Annotated in this window: 18 protein-coding genes and 2 other annotated features; of the genes, 3 read left to right on the forward strand and 15 right to left on the reverse strand. The window is 41.8% G+C overall.

Annotated features, from left to right (window positions below):
• Positions 1-106 precede the first annotated feature (106 nt).
• The 5 genes from NST81_RS09995 to NST81_RS10015 all read right to left on the reverse strand — a co-directional run bounded on the left by NST81_RS09995 (position 107) and on the right by NST81_RS10015 (position 6,324).
• Complete coding sequence (locus NST81_RS09995) at positions 107-2,017, reverse strand: vWA domain-containing protein (RefSeq protein WP_048623433.1); 1,911 nt, start codon at positions 2,015-2,017, stop codon at positions 107-109.
• Positions 2,018-2,025: 8 nt separating this feature from the next.
• A complete protein-coding gene (locus NST81_RS10000; protein ID WP_048623434.1) occupies positions 2,026-2,898 on the reverse strand; it encodes an AAA family ATPase in 873 nt (290 codons plus the stop codon).
• 417 nt (positions 2,899-3,315) lie between these two features.
• On the reverse strand, positions 3,316-3,753 hold the full coding sequence (locus NST81_RS10005; RefSeq protein ID WP_004439798.1) for a Rok-like winged helix domain-containing protein: 438 nt from the start codon (positions 3,751-3,753) through the stop codon (positions 3,316-3,318).
• 899 nt (positions 3,754-4,652) lie between these two features.
• Positions 4,653-4,862: a DUF6501 family protein gene (locus tag NST81_RS10010; RefSeq protein WP_270584741.1), complete on the reverse strand. Its 210-nt coding sequence runs from the start codon at positions 4,860-4,862 to the stop codon at positions 4,653-4,655.
• 4 nt (positions 4,863-4,866) lie between these two features.
• Positions 4,867-6,324, reverse strand: coding sequence for an NAD(P)H-hydrate dehydratase (locus NST81_RS10015; RefSeq protein WP_341029680.1), 1,458 nt, complete (start codon positions 6,322-6,324; stop codon positions 4,867-4,869).
• Between the two features lie 274 nt (positions 6,325-6,598).
• Between NST81_RS10015 and sda the strand changes: the two genes are divergently transcribed.
• The gene (gene sda, locus NST81_RS10020; protein WP_307190439.1) at positions 6,599-6,721 is read left to right on the forward strand and encodes a sporulation histidine kinase inhibitor Sda; all 123 of its coding nucleotides are present in this window, start codon (positions 6,599-6,601) and stop codon (positions 6,719-6,721) included.
• 969 nt (positions 6,722-7,690) lie between these two features.
• Here the strand turns inward: sda and odhB are convergent.
• On the reverse strand, positions 7,691-8,959 hold the full coding sequence (gene odhB, locus NST81_RS10025; RefSeq protein WP_341029681.1) for a 2-oxoglutarate dehydrogenase complex dihydrolipoyllysine-residue succinyltransferase: 1,269 nt from the start codon (positions 8,957-8,959) through the stop codon (positions 7,691-7,693).
• Between the two features lie 196 nt (positions 8,960-9,155).
• Positions 9,156-11,999 carry a 2-oxoglutarate dehydrogenase E1 component gene (sucA, locus tag NST81_RS10030; protein WP_048624459.1) on the reverse strand — a complete coding sequence of 948 codons (2,844 nt, stop codon included), beginning with the start codon at positions 11,997-11,999 and terminating at the stop codon, positions 9,156-9,158.
• A 498-nt stretch (positions 12,000-12,497) separates the two neighbouring features.
• On the opposite strand from sucA, the gene NST81_RS10035 reads away from it, so the two are divergent.
• Both NST81_RS10035 and NST81_RS10040 read left to right on the forward strand, forming a co-directional pair.
• Positions 12,498-12,992 (forward strand): hypothetical protein, encoded by a 495-nt coding sequence (locus NST81_RS10035; protein ID WP_048623437.1) that lies wholly within the window; start codon positions 12,498-12,500, stop codon positions 12,990-12,992.
• 251 nt (positions 12,993-13,243) lie between these two features.
• Positions 13,244-14,041, forward strand: coding sequence for an ABC transporter ATP-binding protein (locus NST81_RS10040; protein ID WP_048623438.1), 798 nt, complete (start codon positions 13,244-13,246; stop codon positions 14,039-14,041).
• A gap of 95 nt (positions 14,042-14,136) precedes the next feature.
• Here NST81_RS10040 and NST81_RS10045 read toward each other — a convergent pair whose 3' ends face one another.
• The 8 genes from NST81_RS10045 to NST81_RS10080 all read right to left on the reverse strand — a co-directional run bounded on the left by NST81_RS10045 (position 14,137) and on the right by NST81_RS10080 (position 23,626).
• Positions 14,137-14,955, reverse strand: a complete 819-nt coding sequence (locus tag NST81_RS10045; protein ID WP_004439822.1) for a YihY/virulence factor BrkB family protein — start codon at positions 14,953-14,955, stop codon at positions 14,137-14,139.
• A gap of 194 nt (positions 14,956-15,149) precedes the next feature.
• Positions 15,150-15,935, reverse strand: coding sequence for a tryptophan synthase subunit alpha (gene trpA / locus NST81_RS10050; protein WP_048623441.1), 786 nt, complete (start codon positions 15,933-15,935; stop codon positions 15,150-15,152).
• A complete protein-coding gene (gene trpB / locus NST81_RS10055; protein ID WP_341029685.1) occupies positions 15,932-17,134 on the reverse strand; it encodes a tryptophan synthase subunit beta in 1,203 nt (400 codons plus the stop codon). The genes trpA and trpB overlap by 4 nt, the downstream gene beginning before the upstream one ends.
• The gene (locus tag NST81_RS10060) at positions 17,131-17,745 is read right to left on the reverse strand and encodes a phosphoribosylanthranilate isomerase (RefSeq protein ID WP_004439831.1); all 615 of its coding nucleotides are present in this window, start codon (positions 17,743-17,745) and stop codon (positions 17,131-17,133) included. Before NST81_RS10060 ends, trpB begins: the two co-directional genes overlap by 4 nt.
• 5 nt (positions 17,746-17,750) lie before the next feature.
• Entirely contained in the window at positions 17,751-18,533 is a 783-nt protein-coding gene (gene trpC, locus NST81_RS10065; protein WP_341029688.1) for an indole-3-glycerol phosphate synthase TrpC, read from the reverse strand.
• On the reverse strand, positions 18,534-20,141 hold the full coding sequence (locus NST81_RS10070) for a bifunctional anthranilate synthase component II/anthranilate phosphoribosyltransferase (protein ID WP_341029689.1): 1,608 nt from the start codon (positions 20,139-20,141) through the stop codon (positions 18,534-18,536). It lies immediately after the preceding gene.
• A complete protein-coding gene (trpE, locus tag NST81_RS10075) occupies positions 20,142-21,536 on the reverse strand; it encodes an anthranilate synthase component I (RefSeq protein ID WP_341029690.1) in 1,395 nt (464 codons plus the stop codon).
• A 68-nt stretch (positions 21,537-21,604) separates the two neighbouring features.
• Positions 21,605-21,841 (reverse strand) — a binding site (T-box leader).
• A gap of 44 nt (positions 21,842-21,885) precedes the next feature.
• Positions 21,886-22,127, reverse strand: a binding site (T-box leader).
• Positions 22,128-22,582: 455 nt separating this feature from the next.
• A complete protein-coding gene (locus NST81_RS10080) occupies positions 22,583-23,626 on the reverse strand; it encodes an IS30 family transposase (RefSeq protein ID WP_048622401.1) in 1,044 nt (347 codons plus the stop codon).
• Positions 23,627-23,656: the final 30 nt, after the last annotated feature.

A 23,656-nucleotide genomic window follows, 5' to 3' on the forward strand; every position in this document is an offset into this window, starting at 1 on the left:
GCCTCCATCTTAATAGGCATTTCAATCGATTTAAAGAAGAAACTTTCATGTCAACCGTAACTCTAAAAATAACTAGAAAGATCTGGCGCACATGTGTACGTTGAAATTAAATGCTTTGAATAAGCAGTTTTCGCAACAACGGAAACAAGACATCCGGCAATTCTTCCACATTAGAGACAAGAACGGTATATTTCCCATAAATGTTTTCAATCGTCTTTTTTTGCCCTTCCTCAATCCCGCCTTTGGAGAGAAACACGTTGATCACCTCGATCCCTTGTTTTCGGGCTTCCACAACGGCTTCATGGGTATCGATGATTCCATTTTGAGCGTAATTCAAGGCAGCCGGCTCCCCATCCGAAAAAACAAGCAGAAATTTTTGTTTTTCAGAACGACGAAGGATTCGTTCTGTCATGATGCGAATGGCAAAACCGTCCCGGTTGTCTTCTTCAGCATTCAATTGCAAAATTTCGGGTCCGCTTGCTGGATTTAAAGAGGAGGAATAATCGATCACCGTTTGCAAATAATTGGGCTGACGCTCGGGAATGGCTTCATTCGCATCTTCCCAAAAACCGGCGATCTCATGAGGTACTTTCACGGATTTTAGCGCCTCATGAAACAGTGTAATTCCCACCTTTGTCTCGTTCATTTTATCTTCCATGGAAGCAGAACAATCGACCAGAAGGGCAAAAGCAGCATCAATCTCCCATGAGGGCTGGTGCTTTTTATAAAAGAGTCTTGGCTGTTCCTCCAAAAAATAGCGAAGAAGATTTTTGTCCAATCGTCCAAAATGCAAATGGTTCCGAGGATGACTATTTTTACGCTCCAATATTTCTGTAATCAATTTTTTTAGCTTTTTCTTAAGAGGAGCGATGGAGGATTTCAGTTGTTGATAATGGAGAATCTCTTCCTGACGCGGAATGGCTGCTCTTTTAAACACTGGATAGGCAAAACGATTTTCCTTTCCATATTCGGCTTTACCTGTTTGTTTTTTCGTATCCCGCATTTGTTCGGCCTCAAGCGAGAAAAAATCATGGCGAGAGGATTTTTGCGATGATCCTTGGACGATGCCGAGAGCTTGGTCCTCCACATCTCCTTCGCGAACACCATCTCCCAGCAGATCGCTCTTTGAACCTTGGTCTAAATCAAACTGAAGAAACGATTTTCCTTTGTCTTTTGTTTCCCGATGCCAAGTTTGAAACTGTTCCTCCATCAAGTCTTCATCATCATTCTTTTTCTCAGTCCGGTTATGACATTCCAACGGATCCATTCTTTTTACGTCCTTCCAGGATAACTCATCTTCTAATTGGAAAACAGTTTCCGGCAGGTGAAAATACTCATTCAGCATGTCTTTTTCCAACAGTTCATCAAGAACTTCTACCACTTGCAAACAACGGCGGCTAACGTCGCTTGTAGAATTCGCATCCAAAATAGGTAATAACGTTTGTTCAATAAACGGAAATACCGAATCCAGCTTTTCACCAAGACTCCCGGCAGCTTCCAAAGGCGACTCTGCATTCAGCATAAGATAAATCTTGCAAAACAAAGCATCTGTCAGGACACTCTTGACTAAATTGGCATTCATCTGTGTTCGAAAATGCTGTTTATATAATTTTCGACGGATGGCAAAAGAACGTTTTGTACCCGGTCTAAGACGCGTGCAAATATCTTCAAGACGCAAATCTTCAGCAAGCACTAACAGTTGTTTGGCAAAAGAAGAAATGGATGTCTTTTTTACCTCTCTTACATACTGTCGGACTTGTTCATAGTCCGTATAATGCAAGCTGCCAATGGCTCTTAAATACACATCGCTCTTCAGTCCATTGACTTTATCAAACGCCGGCCGATGATCCCAAAAATAGCTTACAAAAACTTTTTGTTGGCCTCTATCAAGGTAGGAAAACGGACCGAATTCCACTTCCATTTCTTTATTTTTCGATAACGTCTTCGCCAAGTCGGTCAGTTGCATATATAAAAATGAATCGATTTTTTCATCGTTAAATTGGATAAACCGCTCCATATCCATCCCTACCCGAATATCGTCTCAGCGATGTTTTGAACCGCTGCTTTTTCTCTCTCATCTTCCAATTTATCTATAATCGCTCGCTTAATGGCGCGAATCGGCGGCAGAAAAACGGCTAAATCACAGGCATCAATCAATGCTCGAATGGAAGCCGCCTCTTCTGAAATAATTCCGTTTTTGGCTTGCTCGATTAAATCGGAAGAAAGGGCCACAAATTGATCAATCTTTCGTTCCTCTTTCAGGAGGCTTTGATCAAGCAACACCTTTTTTAACGTTTCTCCGCTAATATAAGGTACTTCAATCATGACAAATCGGTTTTTGAGAGCTTCATTTAATGGCGTCGTTCCGATATATCCTTCATTAATGGCAGCGATGACGCCAAAATCATGATCCGCTTTGACGACTTCGCCGGTAAAAGGGTTTGTAATGGTTCGTCTGTAGTCAAGAACTCCGTTTAATATCGGAAGTGTTTCCGGTTTGGCCATATTAATTTCATCTATATATAATAAATGCCCTTTTGTCATCGCTTGGATAACGGGGCCTGGAATAAATTCAATGACTTGTTTTCCGTTTTTTTCCTGAATCGTCTTAAATCCAAGCATTGCTTCTGCATCGAGATCCACCGAACAATTGATGCTGTGCATCGGCTGCGAAAATAATGACGCCAACGTCTCTGCCAGTCTTGTCTTCCCTGAACCAGTCGGTCCTTTCAATAATATATTTTTCCCCATTGCCAATGCGATGGCTGCGTCAACAAAAATAGCCGGATCTTCGGCATTGTATCGTATTTTTGTCTGCTGTTCCTTATTTTTAAACCGCTGTGACCGTTTGTGAATTTCTTCTTGAACCGGCTGCGGCAAATATTCTATAGAACTCATTTATCTCGATCCTTTCTATGAAGCATTTTGCACAGTTTCATTCATTAAATGACCAATAACAGATTTAAGTGATGGATATCTTGCTTTCATCACCTATCAAAAAAGCGTTGATACATTCTAAATTGAAATATTTTCCATTCAATCTAGACGCTGAAAAGAAAAAGACGTGAATAAACCAATTTACACTTTATTATACCTTGCCAAAAGAAACAAGACTATTTGTAAGGCCCGCTTTAAAACGGTAAGAGATCGGTCGGCAAACGTGCATTCTATTTAAAAGATGATACAGGAGATTCTTTAAAATCATAAGACCATTATATTTGACCACAACAAAAAAGCTGATTACATCCGTAATCAGCCTAAGCTGTTGGCATCATCGTCCGTTTTACCGATCAATTGAATCATATGTATAAACAATCAGTCTTCATAATCGTAAATGTACAATCCTCTTCCCAGTTTTTGAACATGCGGTTCTTCTTTCATAAGCGCTTTCATAAAAGTAGTCATATTCGCGATTTTCCTAGAAGTGACGGCCTCAATCTGTCTTTGCAAGTCAACTCCTCGAATCGGTTCATTTTGCGCTTTCAAAATGGAGACTGCCACTTTTCTCATTTCGCTTACTTCTTCTCTTCTCCCTAAGATTCTTTTTTCAGAATCAACAGCGTTGGCTGCTTCATTTGGGGAGTATGCTTCTACCGGCCAATCACCTTGAAGATTTTTTTCCATCGCATCCAATTCTCTTAATCTGTTTGTAATTTCTTCCCGTTCTTTTCGGATCTCCTGAAAAATCTTCACTTCCACATTATTTAATTGTTCCAAACGAATTTTCAATGCCATTCTTTCGTTAAAAAGCATCCCCCTGCTCCCTCCGTTATTTCTAAATGTAAATTAGTCCATTTTCTATTCTATATAATAAATTGCGTCAAAGTTATACTAACAAAAAAATGCACTCGTGACTATTAAAAATTTATAATTATTCATTTCTATTATTAAAGAAACTATTCTTTTTTCTCATATTTTATTTTTTTCGTTATGAGACTTTCTTTTCGATCCTCTTCTTCACCTTATTTTTTACAAGGGAAACTCATTTATGGACTCATTTAATCATTGCTGCTAATTATTATCTTTCTAAATACTTTTTATGATTTTATAAATTTTATAGCAGCGAAAAACCCGTTATTCACCGGGTTACATAGCAGTATTTTCATTTTGTTGGTTTGCGAGGCTTTCTTTTACTTGATCACAAGCTCGTGCTGCCTGTTCAAGGGCGTTTTGCAACGATTCTTCATGATTTGGGCTGCTTGCAGGCGTTGACGGCTTGCACAAGTCTATTTGATGATGCGAAATTCATTCGCTTTCCGCGGGCGATCCTCGAGCTTCCTCTCTGTGGGTCTCGATTTGCTCGCTGTTCCCGTGGGAGTCTCGTCCATTTCGCAATCATCAATAAAACGTAACTTAGCCAAATGAAAAAATATCGCCTTTTCCATTATGTCCTGCTAACAATAAAAATGGAGGCGATTTTCTTGAGTAGCTATTTTTATTGATTAAAACAAACATTGATTCGCGACGGAGAATCGTCAAAGCTTTCCGTGAATATCTTCTGATAATGTGGCTGTTCGATCAGCCGATTTGAAACTGGCGGAAAAGGACCACTATTTGCTTCAAAAAAAATCCCGAAATAGAGAAAACCCGACGAGAAAATGATTTTATCTCGACGGGTTTCCGTGTTTAAAAATGGATTTGGGGACAATCCCTTATGCCTCTACTTCTTCAAAATAATGTTTGTAAAATCCTGCCACTTTGTTTGTATTATCCACCACGAAATAAAATTCTTCTGTTTCATTTTTCACTTCATAAATCTTTCCCACTGTCAACACATTGTTGACCATATACTTTTTAGCATTGGTATTGGTGCACTTCACTCTTTTTAAAGTTGGTCTTTCTCTCCACGTCAGATGAATCATGTCTTCATTCCTCCAATTCTTTTTCCATTTCCTTGCAAACAACAGGGAGCAGCCGTTGAAAATCATGGGCGGTCATCGCAGCGCTGCCGTTCGATTGAACCCAAAGATCAGCACAAGCCCCATGAAGGTATACAGCATTTGCCACAGCAGCTTGAACGTTCGAATGAATTCCTACGCTGGCTAACAACATACCGGTCAAAATATCTCCGCTCCCCCCTTTGGAGAGAGCTCGATTTCCTGTAAGATTAATCAATCCTGATCCGTCAGGAAACGCAATCACCGTGTACTGCCCCTTCAGCACGACTATTACCCGGTGTTTCATTGAATATTGAGAAGCCACTTGAAGACGGTTCTCCTGAATAAACTTCGTTTCCAGACCGGTCATTCGTGAAAATTCACCTGGGTGGGGCGTCACAATCACGTGGTTTTGGGATTTACTGTAATCGCGACCACGCAAGGCACCGGCATCCAATATTTTAGGTATATCCATTGGCAGCAACTCCGTGATCAATTGTTCCAATGGATCATCCGGTTCTAATCCGGGACCCACAGCCAGGCAAGAAAATTTCTTTTCTATTTCCATCTTTTTTATATCTTGTAAAGGCTCATAAATAAAAGTCGCTTCTGGAACTTGAGCCCCCACAAAGAGCGAAGCATGTTTCGATGTGGCAACCGAAAGTTTTCCGATTCCGAATCTCATCGCTCCGATAGAAGCCAGTGCGACGCTGCCGGGCATCGAATCGCTGCCGGCTATTAATAAACCGTTGCCATAAGTCCCTTTATGAGAATTCGTCTTCGATTTAGGCCAACTTTTCAGTACATCCGCTTTTGTCCACACTTTCCACTTGCTTTCATGAGGCAATCCAATATCCGCTATGTATAGTTTTCCGTAATAGTCGGAAGACGGGAACAAAAAACACGATGGCTTATATCCGTGCAGAACGATGGTCATGTCCGCCCGATAAGCATTTTGATCACATTTCCCTTCATTCGCCAAGACTCCGGTTGGAATATCGATCGCCACTGTTTTCCCAGATTGTCCATTTATCCATTTTAAAATTTTCCTTACATCTTCTTTCATCGGAAGCCTGGCCCCGACGCCTAAGATTCCGTCAATGATCATATCATATTTTAATTCAGGTTGAAATGGGCTTTGATCAAATCCGAGCGAACGGAAATATTCAAAATGCTGGATAGCCGGCGCCGTTTTAGGCATTCCCACAGGAAAGACCAAGTCGGCCTTAATTCCATTTAGCTTTAAATAGCGTGCAAGGACGATGCCGTCTCCTCCGTTGTTGCCTCGCCCTGATAAAATCAGAACTCGATCTTGTTTATGAATGTGTGGAAGCAATAATCGAAATATTTCTCTTCCAGCATTTTCCATTAATGTAAACGGCGACATGCCGTTGGATTCTGCCAATGAGTCCACTCGTCGAATCTCTTCGCTTGTATAAATATGCATTGCCATCACTCCTTTCCGTTCGTTCCTGATATTCTCATTTTACCATATGACCCCTTTTTCTGTTCAATACAAGGAGTTCGACTGAAAAAGACGCCTTGGCGGCATAGAAATCGCTTGTACTTTTTTGCTTTTTCGATTTTTTTCCACCTTTTATTTTTCAAAATTTCCCCGAATTTTCCTTTGCAAACGAAATCATAATTTGTTAAAATATCAGACAATATAGATGATTCTATATTATAAATCCTTTCCGAGAGGGGTTTTGTCATTGAAAATCATGAGCAATGAACAATTGGTGGCAGCCTATCGCGACGCATTAAAAAAAGGTCAGGAACGTGAATGGATTGAATTATTAAAGAAGGAAGTCAAACGGAGGGGATTAAATCCTGCACGATACTAGTGCAGCAATATGGAATAAACGGAATGAGAAGATGGTCTTTCACGGGCCATCTTTTTTATTTGTCACATCTCAAGTTGTTCCTTCACCATTTTTCACAAAAAAAGATGGTGTTCTTGTGCCGCACAAGCCTTCGAACCAGAAAACAAAACGTTACGGAGTGACCCCAAGCTGTCACAATGGCAAAGCATAAATCAAAAAATATGAATGAATCGAGTAGGAGGGAGCGATTAACTCCCGTCCTCTCACACCACCGTACGTACGGTTCCGTATACGGCGGTTCAATTAAGATAATTGACGCAAGTCTTTATAACTTCCGTGAATAGCTGTTCTCTTTATGCCAGTGGTCACTCCACCCTCCAAGAGGTCTCCCACGGGATTCACCGCTTCCTCCCTCAAGTGAGGTACTACGTTTTCTGTGTTCATCATGACTCACTGAATACCAAGGGCTATTCTCTCTTAATTGTTCGGTCCTTCTTAGTTGTTCTAGACCAACTAATACTATGACCTCTGCTGACTTCTGACGGTTCAGCTACTTATCACTAAGTAGGTTATGAAGAGTACTTCACATATCCGCCAGACCTCCCCGGGTAAGTACATGCACTTTCACACCATCTATCCGCCTCATTTACTCGATATGACCTTCGACAGAAAGAGCTTTGTTTTGTTATGCAAACTCACTCCATCATACCTAGCCTTATATGAGGTTCGTGTTCCTCGGACCGGTGTTTTGCCTCCAGCTTCCTTCAGATTCCGCGTCACCACGGACACCCTTGCTCTTGGCTAACCTCTACTTCTGTCTTCGGGGTTCGGGACTTACACCCTATAGTTCATGTACATGCCGGGCGCACATTCAAAAAAGATGCCGCTCTCATGGCGGCATCTTTTGTCTGGTCGCATAAACAGAGTAAACGAATTTCCTTTCATAAACTGCGCATAAAAATTCAGCCTTAATCGATTTTTTAAAAGAGATCAGCCTTCTAAAAGCAGGGATTCTGGATTTTCCAAAAGTTCTTTTACAGTTTTCAAGAATCCGACAGCGTCTCTTCCATCAATAATTCGATGGTCGTATGAAAGGGCGATATACATCATCGGGCGGTTTTCAATCCGATCTTTATCAATGGCAACTGGTCGAAGTTGAATCGTGTGCATTCCTAAAATTCCCACTTGATTACCATTAATGATAGGAGTGGACATGAGTGAACCAAATACTCCGCCGTTTGTAATCGTAAAGGTTCCGCCCTGCAGATCGTTAAGCGATAATTTTTTATTGCGTGCTTTTTCAGCTAAATCTGCAATGTCTCTTTCGATTTCTGCGAAGTTTTTACGATCGCAGTCGCGGACAACTGGAACGATCAAACCGTCATCTGTTGAAACGGCTACGCCGATATCATAATATTTTTTGAGTAAAATTTCGTCGCCTTGAATTTCTGCATTGACATAAGGATATTTTTTCAATGCCGCCACGACGGCTTTTGTAAAGAAAGACATAAATCCTAGACGTACATCATATTCTTGAATGAATTTTTCTTTATACCGTTTGCGGAGGTCCATTACAGCCGTCATGTCGACTTCATTAAAGGTTGTCAGCATGGCAGCGGTATTGGTCACTTCAACAAGGCGTTTCGCAATGGTTTGTCGACGGCGGCTCATACGCTCTCGAACGACCGGTTTTTCATCCTGAACTGCTGCTGTGTTTTGTTGAGGCGCTGCTTGCGAAACCGCAGGCGCAGGTTTCGCTTCGGCTTTTGGTTGGTTGGCAAAATATTCTACGTCTTGTTTGCGAACGCGGCCTAACGGATCGATAGTAGGGACTTGAGACAAGTCGATTCCTTTTTCGCGGGCCAATTTCCTAGCGGCTGGTGAAGCAATCGGCCGTTCTTTTGGACCATCGTCTTTGATCGCTACAGATTCTTGTTTTACTTCTTGTTTTGGTGCCTCTGCTTTTGGAGCTTCTTTTGGTTCTTCTGCTTTTGGTTCTTGTGGGGCTGGAGCAGGAGCAGCAGCACCTTCTTCCACCACAGCTATCACTTGACCAACTTCTACCGTATCTCCTTCATTCGCTTTTAATTCTGTAATAACTCCTGATTCTTCGCTGATCACTTCTACATTTACTTTATCTGTTTCTAGTTCAACTATATATTCTCCCTTTTCAACCGTATCTCCAGGCTTTTTAAGCCATTGTGCGATAGTACCTTCAGTAATCGATTCTGCCAATTCGGGAACTTTAATTTCAGCCACTGTGATGTCCTCCTCCTAATTTCCTTCCAAAGCTTTTTTATTCAAAAGAACCACCATCATCCTAAAAAAGGAGAATGGAAACGATATGCCTCCTGGATCTATGACAAAACCATCCAGTCAAAGTTTTATTCCTAGGAGGCATCCGCAATCTTCCCCCGTAAATAGGCCATAGGGGAAAGACCGGCATGAAAGTGTTTTATGGTCTTGTTAACGCTTGTTTAATAATATGATCTTGTTCTTTTCGATGGACGACAGGATCTCCAACAGACGGGCTTGAACGTCTTCTCCGTCCAATATAGCGAACTTCCACTCCTTCTGGAGCTATGTCTCTTAAACGAGGATCCACATAAGACCATCCACCCATGTTTTGCGGTTCTTCTTGAACCCATACAAGTTCTTTGACATTTTGATAACGTGATAACACTTCTTTAATTTCTTCTCTAGGGAATGGGTATAATTCTTCCACTCTCAAAATATGAAGCCAATCAAGATTTTCTTCTTTATCCAATTGCTCAGCCAAATCAATCGCAATTTTTCCGCTGCATAGAACAATACGTTCTACTTTATTTGGTTTTTCACCTAAGCCGCTTTGCTCCAATATTGGACTAAAATGGCCATGGGCAAGCTCTTCTACGGTAGATGCAGCCAAAGGATGGCGAAGTAAGCTTTTTGGCGTCATGATCACTAACGGTCTTACTTCTTCTTTTCTCAAAACGGCTGCCTGACGTCGTAAAATATGGAAATATTGAGCTGTACTCGTCAAGTTTGCAACCGTCCAGTTGTTTTCGGCAGCCAGCTGCAAGAAACGTTCAACACGTCCGCTGGAATGCTCAGGGCCTTGGCCCTCATATCCGTGCGGCAAAAGCATCACAAGTCCCGATTTTTGCCCCCATTTCGCTCTTCCGGAAGAAATAAATTGATCAAACATCACTTGGGCCATATTGGCAAAATCTCCAAATTGAGCTTCCCATAAAACGAGCGTTTCAGGCGCAAACACGTTATATCCGTATTCAAATCCTACAACAGCTGCTTCTGTCAAAGGACTGTTGTGAACGACAAATGAAGCTTTCGCACCTTTAATATGGTGCAACGGGATATATTTTTCACCTGTTTCCATATCATGAAGAACGAGATGCCGCTGCGCAAACGTACCGCGCTCAGAATCTTGGCCTGTAAGACGGATAGGTGTTCCATCTCGTAGAATGGTTGCGAACGCCAATGTTTCTGCATGGGCCCAGTCGATTTTCCCTTTGCCTTCAAAAACTCCCTCACGGCGTTTTAAAATTTTCTCTAATTTGTTGAATACGTGAAAATCTTTCGGCCATTCTAATAATTGTTGGTTAATTTCTCTCAATATATTTTCGTCAATTTCTTCTTGTGGATTAGGCAGAAGGTTTTCCACCTGTATAGGCGGATTCATCACAATATCCGGGTTTTCATCCTTCTTCGGCACTTTTTCATACGCTGCTTTCAGTTTATCCACAACTTCTTTTTCAAATTTTGAAGCCAGATCTTTTTGAATCAACCCTTCATTAACTAACTGATCGGCATATATGGCTCGGACTGTTGGATGGTTTTGTATGATTTTATATAAGGTTGGGTTTGTCGCCATCGGTTCATCCATTTCATTATGTCCAAAACGCCGGTATCCAACTAAATCGATTACAAAATCTTTATGGAACGTATTTCGATATTCAAAAGCTAAAATGGCCGCCGCTAGACAAGCTTCAGGATCGTCTGCGTTCACGTGTACAATTGGCATTTCAAAGCCTTTCGCAATATCAGAAGCATATCGTGTGGATCGAGAATCGTAGCTTTCTGTTGTAAATCCGATCATATTGTTGGCGATTACATGAATCGAACCACCTGTTTGATAACCAGGCAATCGGCTTAAGTTCAATGTTTCAGCCACGATGCCTTCTCCCGGAAAAGCGGCGTCTCCATGAATCATAATCGTCAAAGATTTTTTTACATCCTGTTTTGGGTAGCCAGGTTGAGTTCGATCTTCTTGCGCAGCTCTTGTATAGCCTGCTACAACCGGATCTACCACTTCTAAGTGGCTTGGATTGTTGGCTAACGTGATCCGTGTTTGTCCTTGGTTGCTTTCTTTTACACGGCGATCGGCGCCAAGATGGTATTTTACGTCACCAGTCCAACCGTATGTAATTCCGATGGATCCTTCAGAAGGTATTAATTTTTTGCTAGGAGAATGCTGAAATTCAGCAAAAATCATTTCGTAAGGTTTACCGAGAATGTGAGCCAGCACATTCAGACGTCCGCGGTGGGCCATGCCAATATTGATGCTTTCTGCCCCTTTTGATACTGCTTTTCGAATTAACTCGTCAATCAGTGGAACCATCACATCCAAGCCTTCAATAGAAAACCGTTTTTGACCAACAAACGTACGGTGCAAAAACTTTTCAAAGCCTTCCACTTCCGTTAAGCGCTTTAATAATTGTATCTTTTCTTCTTTATTTAAAGATGGATAAAAGCTTCCTGATTCCACTTTTTGACGAAGCCAATTTCTTTCTTCCATTTCATGAACTTGGGCAAATTCAAAAGCAAGTTTATCCGTATAAACTTTCTTTAAATGATTGATGGCATCGAGTCCGTTTTGGACATGAGAAGGTGCGTTTGGACAAATAAATTCAACCGGAATATTTTTTAAATCCTCTTCCGTCAGTTGAAATTCTTCTAATTCAATTCGACGTGAATCTTTATTTCGATCATTTAAAGGATTGATATCCGCCGCGAGGTGACCGTAAAAGCGGATATTATCGGCCAGCTTCACAGCAGCAACAATTTTGTGATAATCCACTTGTCCTTGCGGAGCCGGACGAAACGTTCCCGTTCTAGGTGCAGATTGTTCCCATCCCTCTTCGACAACCGGAGCTCCCCACTGGTTGAATAATTCTTTAAGATCCGAGTCAATACTTTCTGGATCTTCTAAATATTTTTCATACATCTCCATGATATAACCGAGGTTAGGCCCAGAAAAGCGGTTCCACGGTCCCCTTTGGTTTGATGTTTGTGTGTTCATCATGCAAAACCTCCAACCGTAACGTCCTGTTATTGATTTTCTCGTCATCCCACATTCATAAATTATTCCAAAAATAATTAAAAACGCTTACAAGTCCATTTTACCACGCTAAAGTAAAAATTGAAAGAATATCCTTTCTTTTTCGTCTAATTGTCTTCATTGATTTGACCAATGATCTTCTCATTTTCATATTGATCAATTTGTGAAATTCGTAACAACATCCTGATTATTCTGAAATAATTTTTTCACCTTCTATTCCCTTTTTTCTGAAATAAGTTTAATTTTTTTCATGTACCATCTTACTACTCTTTCTTTAAAAATCAATCCTTTTTGACAAAATTATTAATTTTTATAGAACAAATAAAATTGGCTATCTTTTTTTCTGCTTTATTCCGTTTTTTCCTTTTTTACCCGCTCCTCAATCAACACCATCTGAACGTTTCCTAGGCTCAAGACATAAGATATGAAGAACGAATATGGAATTCGAGGGGGATTGGCATGTTTCCGTGGAACTGGTTTTTTTCGAATGAAAACCTCCCTAATGACTGGATGAAACAACTCAACCCAGCCGACGTAGAACAGTTTATACAAGAAATGATGAAGAAAACCATCCCTCCTAATTGGCAGCAAACCCATCCATTCTCTTCACAATTCGAAAAGCAAGATCCTCCTTCTCCAGAAAAAGAAACATCTCCTCCCTCTCCTCCAATCCCTATCGAGGTTTTTGAAACGTTTGACTATGTATTCCTTCGGCTGCGACTCAAGGAAGAGTGGCTGCAACATTTGAAAATTCATCATACTTCCCAAAAAGCGATCATTTATAATGTCCCGGAAATGGGGGAACGACAAGAAATTGTTTTACCAGCGCTTGTCAAACGCAAAGGAGCTAAAGCTGAATTTCAAGACGGTATTTTAGAAATCTGCTTCTTGCGGATGGAAGATTGGCAAATTTCCGAAATTCATTTGCCAAATAACAAGGAAGAATCTCCGTAGTATTCTTCAATATCTCTTCATCTTTCGGTCACTGAAAAGTTTTTCTGAACCTTTTGTTATTGTTCTCCCATATATTTACTTTAGAAAGTAAATGACAAATCATGTGAAACAGTTAGTTGGCCCTGTTTCTTAAAGTATTTGAATATGCTTTACCGTTGGAGGAACCCCTTTTATTTAACGGAATTTTCTTTTAATTACAAATCTTTTTTGCTACAATTTTTTTGAATGAAGGTTGGAAAAGGGGAAAAACGATGAAAAAACTCGTCTCGCTTAAAAATGTAAGTTGGCAAAGAGGAAACCGAACCATTTTGGACTCGATCAACTGGGAGATCTCATCCGGAGAACAATGGGCGGTGCTCGGGTTAAACGGCTCTGGAAAAACGTCTTTATTGAATATTGTTTGCGGCTACCAGTATCCTACGAAAGGAGAAGTTGTCGTTTTGGGGGAACGTTTTGGCGAAACGAATATCCCCGAACTGCGAAAAAAAATCGGAATCGTCAGCCATTCGCTTAGTCGCTTTGATGATGTTTTGAAAAATGAATCAGTAGAAGAAATCGTTTTGAGCGGAAAATTTGCTTCCATCGGATTGTACGAACAAGTCAGCCATGAAGACTTGGATCAAGCTGATGCTTTCATGGAACAATTCCGAATCGGCTATTTAAAAGGGAGCGCTTACCAATCTCTTTCCCAAGGAGAAAAAATGCGTGTCCTTATCGCCAGAGCGTTTATGGCTAATCCTGAAATCCTCATTTTAGACGAACCATGCAGCGGATTGGATATCCGTGCTCGCGAAGAATTGCTGAACGCCGTTCAAGAAACTATCATAGAAAAGAAGCTCCACCTTATTTACGTAACCCACCATATCGAGGAAATCATCCCAACGATCAGCCACGTCCTTGTTCTGGAAAACGGTCGTGTCATCGCTGCGGGAGCAAAAGAGGATGTACTGACCGACGACGTGTTGTCAGAAGCTTTTTCCATTCCCGTTCGCGTCCATTGGGAAGACGAGCGTCCTTGGCTCACGGTCAAACGAAAACAGTATCAATAAACATTCGTTAGGGTCTCATAAGAAAAACAAAAATGCAGCTTGAATCCCGGCAACAGCTACAATCACTTTTTTCAGAGCGCTCGGACCTTTTATCTTTACTTTTCTGAAACAGGATGCTCCAAAATGGTTGCATTCAATAATCCGCCGATCAAAATGACAGCCGCCGTTAAATAAAACCAAATAAGAAGAACGATAATACTTCCTAATTGACCGTAAATTTTGGTATATCCCCCTAAACTGACGTAGAAAGCGAAACCAATAGAGGCTCCTTGCCAACCAATAGTTGCAAAAATCGCACCTGGCAAAGCCTCTTTCCATAAAACGCGCTTGCTCGGAACAGCATGATAAAAAAAGAGAAAAAAACCGAAAAGAAATACCGTTCCTATTCCCCATCTTAAAATATACCACCATGGATACCAATTAAATGGAAAAGAAATCGTTTGATCGAACATCCTCAGAACGATATTTTCCAAAATGGGCAAGAACAAGGAAGAAGTCAACATCACCATTAGGCCGAATGTTAAAACAAGATCGTTGACAAGGCCTCCTAAAAATGATTTACGCCTCCGTATATGGTAGGCATCATTTAATGAACGGACTAACGACTGAACGGCCACGGAGGCAATCCAAAAAGAGGCGATCAAACTATATGAAAAAACATGGGATGGTTGTTGGTTCATGATTTGATCGACCGTTTGGCGAATAAATGCATAAGTATTTTTCGGAGCATAGGGCTCAATGATCTCCAAAAAGTCGTTTTGGTTGATAGGGAAAAAGCGAATGAGCGAAAACATAAACATTAAAAACGGAATAAACGACAACATGAAATAATAAGCGGTTTGGGCGGATTGGTCATAATACCGTTCGTTAAAAAATCGTTTTGCTACTAGCAACGGAATTTTTCGTTCATCCATGATTCCACCGGCTCCTTTTTCGTCTTTCTCCCTATTTTAGAAAAATAAACCTCCATTTTCCACTTTTCCACAAAAAAGAGACCTGGAAACCCAGATCTCTTAAAACCGTTTCTTCGTCTTTTTTCCGTCTGACGGATTAGCTCCCCATTTTTCGAAATCGCTGCTTGAATGTATTTAAGACGATGCATCTCCGTTTAAAGAATCGATTCCGTTTTCTTGCCAATCAGTTCGATTATTTCTTCTTCTTTTCCTTGATGAAACAGATCGACAATTTTGCTTCCAACAATGACCCCGTCGCAATAGGAACCGACTTCTTTTACTTGACGGTGATTGGAAATGCCAAAACCGGCTAGCACCGGAACAGGGCTTATCTTTTTCAAGTGTTCTAAATACCCGGACAATTCCTCCGGCAATTTGTTTCTTTGCCCTGTGATTCCCGTCACCGTCACCGCATATAGAAATCCATTGGAAGCTTGGGCAATCTTCTTTTTCCGCTCTTCTGGACTCGTCAACGTAACGAGTTGAATCAAATCGATATTCTTTTCTTTTAGTTCTTGAGAAAGGATTCCCTGTTCTTCAAAAGGAACGTCAGGAAGGATCACTCCGTTGACGCCCGCTTTGGCGCAATCGTTGACAAAGCGTTCGATTCCATATGCATACACAGGGTTTATATACGTCATCACAATCAAAGGAATAGTGACACTAGAACGAAAAGCGGCAATTTCAGCAAGCACTTTTGCAAGCGACACTCCCTCTTTCAGCGCCCGTTTTCCCGCTTCTTGGATAACTGGGCCGTCTGCAACGGGATCAGAAAAAGGAATGCCGATTTCTACCATGCTGGCACCGGCTTTTTCCAAAAAGAGCACCTTGTCTTTTAAACTGGACAAACCCCCGTCCCCCGCCATGATATACGCAACAAACGCTTTTTCGTTGTTTTGTTTTAATTGATGAAATGCTTCTGCAATCGATAGAGCCGTCATTTTTCTTCCCCTTTCAACACAGCTTGAACCGTTTCAACGTCTTTATCTCCTCGTCCGGACAAACAAACCACCAACACTTCTTCCGGCTTCATCGTCGGCGCTAATTTCAATGCATGCGCCACCGCATGGGAACTTTCCAACGCCGGAATAATCCCCTCCGTTTTCGTCAACGTTTGAAATCCTTCCAGCGCTTCTTGATCGGTCACCGATGTATAATGGACTCTTTTGATTTCTTTTAACAAGCTATGTTCGGGACCTACTCCGGGATAATCCAATCCCGCTGAAATGGAGTGGGCTTCCTGAATTTGCCCATTTTCATCCTGCAATAAATACATTTTCGACCCGTGTAAAATTCCGACTGATCCTTTCGTGAGTGTAGCAGCATGTTTGCCGGTATCTAGTCCGCTTCCGGCTGCCTCGACACCGAACAAGCGGACGGACTCATCTTCCAAAAATGGGTAAAACATCCCCATCGCATTGCTGCCCCCACCGACACAGGCTACAATAGCATCCGGAAGCTTTCCTTCTTTTTCGATGATTTGTTGTTTTGTTTCCTTTCCGATTACACTTTGAAAATCGCGTACTATTTTTGGAAATGGATGAGGGCCAAGAACCGATCCCATAATATAATGAGTATCTTCCACATTCGCCACCCAGTAGCGAAGCGCTTCATTAACCGCGTCTTTCAATGTGCCGCTTCCTTGACGCACACTGACAACTTTTGCGCCAAGAAGCTCCATTCGAAACACATTCAGCTTCTGGCGGCGAGCATCCTCTTCCCCCATAAAGATGATACAATCCATATTTAGCAGGGCACTAACGGTCGCCGTCGCTACACCGTGCTGGCCTGCTCCTGTTTCTGCTACCACCTTTCTTTTTCCCATTCGCAACGCAAGAAGCGCCTGCCCGATCGTATTGTTGATTTTATGGGCTCCCGTATGGTTCAAATCTTCGCGCTTCAAATAGATTTTCGCGCCTCCGAGTTTTTCCGTTAGATTTTTAGCATAGTAGAGCGGCGTTTGTCGCCCTACGTATTCTTTTAAGTAATAGCGCAGCTTTTGCAAAAAGTTTTCGTCGTTTTTCGCTTCTTCATAAGCGATTTCCAATTCCTGGACAGCTCTCATTAACGTTTCCGGAACAAAGCGGCCTCCAAACGGCCCAAAATATCCTTTTTCATCTGGTTGAACATACGTACTCATCTTTTTTGCACTCCTTTTGCTTCATCTATAAACAATTTGATTTTCCGGCGGTCTTTGCGCCCCTCCGTCTCTACGCCGCTTGACACATCGACACCAAATGGCTGTATGGCTTGAATGGCTTGCTGAACATTTTCCGGATTTAACCCGCCGGCAATGATCAAATTTTCTTTTTTCAATCGTTTTTCTTCTATTAAACTCCAATCAAATGTTTTTCCGTTTCCTCCGTAATAAGCTCCCTTTGGGCTGTCTACCAACAAATAACTAGCCGGAAAGTCTGCCATCTCACGTTCGTTTGTCTCTTTGCTCAACCCAAAGGCTTTAATGACAGGAACACCTAAAGATCTCGAGTATTCCGGAGTCTCCTCCCCATGCAGCTGAACAAAATCCAAATCTGCTTCTTTTGCGATGTTTCGAACAATATCAGGATCTTCATTGACGAAGACACCGATTTTCCAAACACTTTTCGGCAAGCTTTTGGATATTTCTTTCGCTTTCTTTAAGGAAACTCGCCTTTTGCTGTTCGCAAACACCATGCCAATGGCATCCGCCCCGCATTCAGCGGCAAATAACGCTGTTTCTATATCCGTTATTCCGCAAATTTTCACAAACATCGGTTTCACCTCAAATGGACTTTTAGTTGATTCATCGTTAGTTGAATGTCATCTGCCAGCATCAACGTTTCCCCGACCAAAATCGCTTTAGCTCCTGCTTTTTGCACACGCTCTACGTCTTTCGCCGTCTTGATTCCACTCTCGCTTATAAAAATGCGGTCATGATTCTTTCCAAATCGAGACAACAGTCGTTCCGTGACCCCTAAGTCTACTTCAAACGTTTTTAGATTGCGATTATTGACGCCAATGACAGAAGGATTCAAAACAAGCGCCCGCTCCATTTCTTCCTCGTTATGCACTTCTAGTAGAACTTCTAAATCTTGCTTGTAGGCGTACTCGTACAAAGACTTCAGTTTCTCATCATCCAAAGCGGCCGCAATCAACAAGATCACATTGGCTCCAGCCTGTTTGGCGGCATCTATTTGGATGGGGTCGATGATGAAATCTTTACACAAAATCGGCAAACCCACTACATCGCGAACTGCTTTTAAGTCTGCTAATGTTCCTTTAAAAAAAGGTTCGTCGGTTAAAACGGAAATGGCATTCGCCCCGCTCGCCTCATAATGTTTTGCCTGTTTAGCAGGATTTACATCCAGATTGATATTTCCTTTTGAGGGGGAAGCTCTTTTCACTTCCGCAATAATATTCATTTTGTCTGCATGGATAAAGGAATCATAGAAAGAGATTTTTTGAAATTTGCTTTCATTTCCAGCGTCGAATTGTTCCTTTAGTTTTCTCACTTCATCCTTCTTTTTTTCTAATATTCTGTCTAAAATGGTTCCGCTCATTTAGATCACCACTCTTTTTCTTTTTTCGCTGTAGTCGATCAAATATTGCAATGCCGATAATGCCCTTCCGGAATCGATGCTTTCTTTCGCCAGTCGAATCCCTTCTTGAATGGTATCCGCTTTTCCGTTCGCAAAAAAGCCTAAACCGGCATTTAACAGTACCGTATCACGATAAGCGCCTTTTTCTCCTTTGAGTACACCGATTAAAATTTCAGCATTTTCTTTGGCCTCACCGCCCACAATAGCTTCATTCGAATAATAAGGCAGGTCTACCTTTTCCGGAGTCACCGTCATTTTTTCTACATGGCCATTTTCCAAAAGAACTAAATGATTTTCTCCAGAAAGAGAAGCTTCATCCATAAAGCCGGCGCCGTTAAGAACGACAGCTCGTTTTCTTCCGAGACGATTCAGCACATCTGCCATCATCTCAAGCATATCCCTTCGGTAGATTCCCAAAAGCTGGCTATCTAAATCGACCGGGTTGGTCAGCGGCCCAATTAAATTAAAAATCGTAGGAATCTTTAAATCGCGGCGCACTTTCATAATTTTTTTCATGCGCGGATGAACGTGCGGCGCAAACAGAAACGCAATATGATTTTCTTCCAACAGCTCTTCGACTTCCTCTTCATGCAAATCCAGCGAGATTCCTAAATATTCTAAAACATCGGCGCTGCCCGTTTTGCTGGAGACGCTTCGGTTGCCGTGTTTCGCGACCTTCACGCCGCCTCCCGCCAACACAAAAGCACTGGTCGTACTAATATTAAAGCTGTGGGCTCCGTCTCCTCCAGTTCCGCAATTATCCATGACGTTCGGAATTTTTTTCTTGATGCCTAGCGCATGTTCACGGAGAACTTCCACAAGCGCCGCTACTTCATCTGCGTTTTCTCCTTTCGCTTTTAGCCCCATTAAAAATGCCGCCACTTCGCTGTCTGTAATTTCATCTGACAGCAATTCCCGAGAAGCCGATCTCATTTCTTCTTGATTCAAAGATTGCCGCTCTGACAGCTTTTTTAAGTAATGATTCATCTTCCGCTCCTTTTTTGTTTCCAAGAAAAATCGACGAATCAATTCTTTTCCGTTTTTTGTACCGATGGATTCGGGATGAAACTGCAGCCCATAAAGAGGATATTCTTTATGTTTGATGGCCATGATTTCTCCATCATCCGTAGATTCCGCTAAAATCTCGAATTTAGAAGGGAGCGTCTTTTCATCAACAGCTAAAGAATGGTAGCGCATGACTTCCAAAGGTTCAGAAAAACCGGAAAAAATGCTTTGACCAGTATGATGGATAAGCGACGTCTTTCCGTGCTTAATCGTTTTTGCCTGAATAATCTTCGCTCCAAAAGCGGCAGCGACCGCTTGATGTCCGAGGCAAATGCCCAAAATCGGGATTTTGTGGTAATAATTGCGGATTAATTCCAGGCATATGCCGGCATTATCCGGTGTACCGGGCCCCGGCGAAATCACAATCGCTTCCGGCTCCATTTTTTCAATCTCTTCGACAACTATCTCATCATTACGAACAACTTGAACATTTTTCCCTAATTCCGAGATTAATTGATAAAGATTATAAGTAAAAGAATCATAATTATCGATTAATAAAATCATTTACTCCACCTCCAGCAATGCTTTTGCTTTATTAAGCGTTTCCTCATACTCTTTCTCAGGAATCGAATCATAGACGATGCCTGCACCGGCTTGAACATAAGCTTTTTCGTCTTTCACAATCATCGTGCGGATGGCAATGGCAAAATCCAAGTCTCCGCTTGCGGACAAATATCCGATCGCTCCCGAATATAATCCACGTTTTTCCGGCTCTAAATCATTGATGATTTGCATCGCTCGAATCTTGGGAGCTCCGGAAACGGTTCCGGCCGGCAAACACGCTTTCAATGCTTCTAAACTATGAACCTCATTCTTCAACGTACCGGTCACTTCTGAAACAATGTGCATCACATGTTTGTATCGTTCGACCACTTGATCCTTCGTCACGCGTACCGAACCAATTTCCGCTACTTTTCCAATATCGTTTCGACCGAGATCCACCAGCATACGGTGTTCAGCCAATTCTTTTTCATCCGAAAGCAGCTCTTTTTCCAATCTTCTATCTTCCTCATCCGTTGCGCCGCGCGGACGGGTTCCTGCGATCGGATTCGTCATCAATTTGCGTCCGGACACTTTGATTAAGCTTTCCGGAGAGATGCCCACGACAATATAGTCCGAAAAGTCCAAATAATACATATAGGGAGACGGGTTCGTCTTTCGAAGCTTTCTGTATAAATCGAAAGGATTCCCCTTATATGGAGCCTCTAGGCGCTGGGATAGCACCACTTGAAAAATATCTCCTTTTCGAATGAAGTCTTTCCCCCGTTCCACCATACGGCAATATTCACTTTTGGACACATTAGAGGTAAAGGAAACTTTCACATTGCTTTCAATGGAATCTTCTGAAACAGGACGATCCAACATCTTTTCTAATTGATGGACTTCTTTCTCCAATTCTTCGGGTTTCTTTTTACGGCTTAAACTCATTGCCAAAATATACACTTTTTGGAGAAGATGATCGAATACAATGACGTTTTCATAAAACATTAAATGCATATCCGGCATTTGAATTGTATCTCGAGGTACGTTTCCAATGTTCTCAACATAACGGATGGAATCGTAGCCAATGTATCCGATAGCTCCTCCAATAAAAGGAAAAGGCAGGTTCTCGTCATCTTGTTTTGGAAAATAGCTTTCCAGCTTTTTAAAAGGATCTCCTTCTGATTGTTCCGTTTCTTTGGCAATCAGATCACGGACCGTTATTTTTCCATTTTCCGCAATGAATTCCATATAAGGATTCATGCCTAAAAATGAATAACGGCCTCTCTCTTCATGTTTAAAAGAACTTTCCAATAAAAACTTTTTCTGCCCATCTAACTTTTTAAACACCGCCACAGGGGTCAGCAGATCCCCCTCAATTTCTTTCATAACAAAATTCTTTTCTCGCACTACACTCAACTAGACTCACCTTCCTCATCTTTTCTAAAAGAAAAAAGTCCTCCAATCACACAGGAATGCCTGTATGGTTGGAGGACGAACTACGCCGCGGTGCCACCTCGATTGAAGCAAAAGCTTCCCCTTTTCGAGCACAGGAACTTTTCCGATGCTCTATCCTTTTAACGGCGGAAACCCGGGCATCCCTACTAAAAGTTCAGGACGCCTCTCGCAAGGCCATTCCGAACAGCGTATCGCACCGGCTCTCACCTTGCCCGGTTCTCTGTAACGAATCGGCTGAACGTACTCTTCTTGCTCATCGATTTATCCTCTATTCAATTTATAAAGAGAAATACAAAAAGACCCCTCATCTACAAAGGACGAGGAGCCCGCGGTGCCACCTTTGTTGATTGCTTTTACGCAATCCACTCACCGGATGGGCAGTCGTTTACCCATCCTCCACTGTAACGGAGTGGAAACCGCCAAAGCCTACTTTGTCTGCATTTCGGTTTGGAGCTCGGAAGCCCATTCACTTACCATTTCTCACCGGTTTACACCAGCCACCGGTTCTCTGAGCAGAAACGATAAGCTACTCTTCTTCCTCATCGCTGATTTCCGTTCATTTTTCTTAAGACATATGTTAATAAAACTCTTTTAAAATGTCAAACAGAAATTGAACCTAAATCCAATATGAGCAGAAAATTCTCTCTTAAACGGCTGAATTTCCACTTTTCCGCATAATCAGGACCCATTCAAATCGAATCTCACTTGAAAATGGACAAGATGAGATCCGCTTATAGGGATATTTACAATCAAAAGGTAAATTTAATAGTTTTTATTGAAAAATTTTCTTAAATTGCAATATTAAATGCAACAAGTATTGAAAGACCAGATAACCCATGATTAAGTAGAATCGGGACACTCTGCGCGACTTGACGTGGAGTGGCGGGCATGGTAGCCTGGTTGGCCCAGCCAGTACCGTATACCTGGCTTCATGGCTGGTAGCCATGCCCGCAGAGGCTCTTTGTCAAGTTGCTAAAAACCAACCCTTTGGGTTAGCTGGCTTAAGGTTAAGAAGCTAAGCCAGCTAACTCTATTTGGAAACACTCCTCAGGTGTACGATAATTGAGGATCTTCCTTGGAAGATGGTTACACCAATTTTCAACATAGGTAATGGTTTCGTCTGCCACAGAGGAAATGGGTCTCCCCTTTGGTATGAAGCGCCTAATAAGGCCATTATGACGCTCGTTGGTTCCTCGTTCACAGGATGTGTAAGGGTGTGTAAAATAAACCTCTGTTAGATCTTTTTCAACACTAAGGCCGAGGTCAGCAAATTCAGAACCGTTATCAGCCGTAATGGTTTTAAACACTTTAGAGAACCGATTACCATAAGACACTTTCAACTGAGATATGACTTCTGAAACGGATAGACTATCCTTGGCTGTCACTCTCAAAATTATTTCTTTACGGGTTTTGCGCTCAGTAAGAGTCAATAAGGCCTGATCTTTAGTCTTCTTGCCTATAACCGTATCAATTTCCCAGTGACCAAACTCTTGGCGTTCATTGACTTCAATTGGTCGCTCATCGATACTGCGTCCTAAGATCTTCTTATTCTTCCGGTTACGTTTTTTCTTGGTGTTCAGGGTAATTTTCATAGGTAGGTCAATGTTTTTAACGCCTATAAGTCCTAGATCAATATAGTTATAAAGGGTCTTGGTGCAAACCATTTTGTCTTTGAATTTCCCATCACGTTTGGCTCTCCCACATACCGCATCAGGAGACCATTTCTTATCAAGGATCTGAGTTTCGGCATACTTAATAAACTCGATGGCATCGTCTAGTTTTAGCTTGCGGCCACAGGCTTTCCTGTTTCTCTCATAGAGAAGTTGACCTGTGTCTGGAAAATAGACATGAACAATTTTCCCGTTGCTTTTTCTTTGTGGCACTGTACCTCTTCTTAACTCACGGGAGATGGTGCTTTTGTGACAACCAACATAATCTGCAATCTCCTGTTGAGTCTTACCAGCAGCGTGTAAGGCCGCAATTTTCCCACGGTCATAAGCCGTTAAGTGTTTGAAATGCCGAGCTCCTATGGTAGAATTAGTAATTGCCATAGATAAATCCTCCGTATCGATATTGTTTTA

Origin of the sequence: Bacillus sp. FSL W8-0223 (assembly GCF_038006805.1) — a bacterium.
Classification (GTDB): domain Bacteria; phylum Bacillota; class Bacilli; order Bacillales; family DSM-4216; genus Bacillus_O; species Bacillus_O smithii.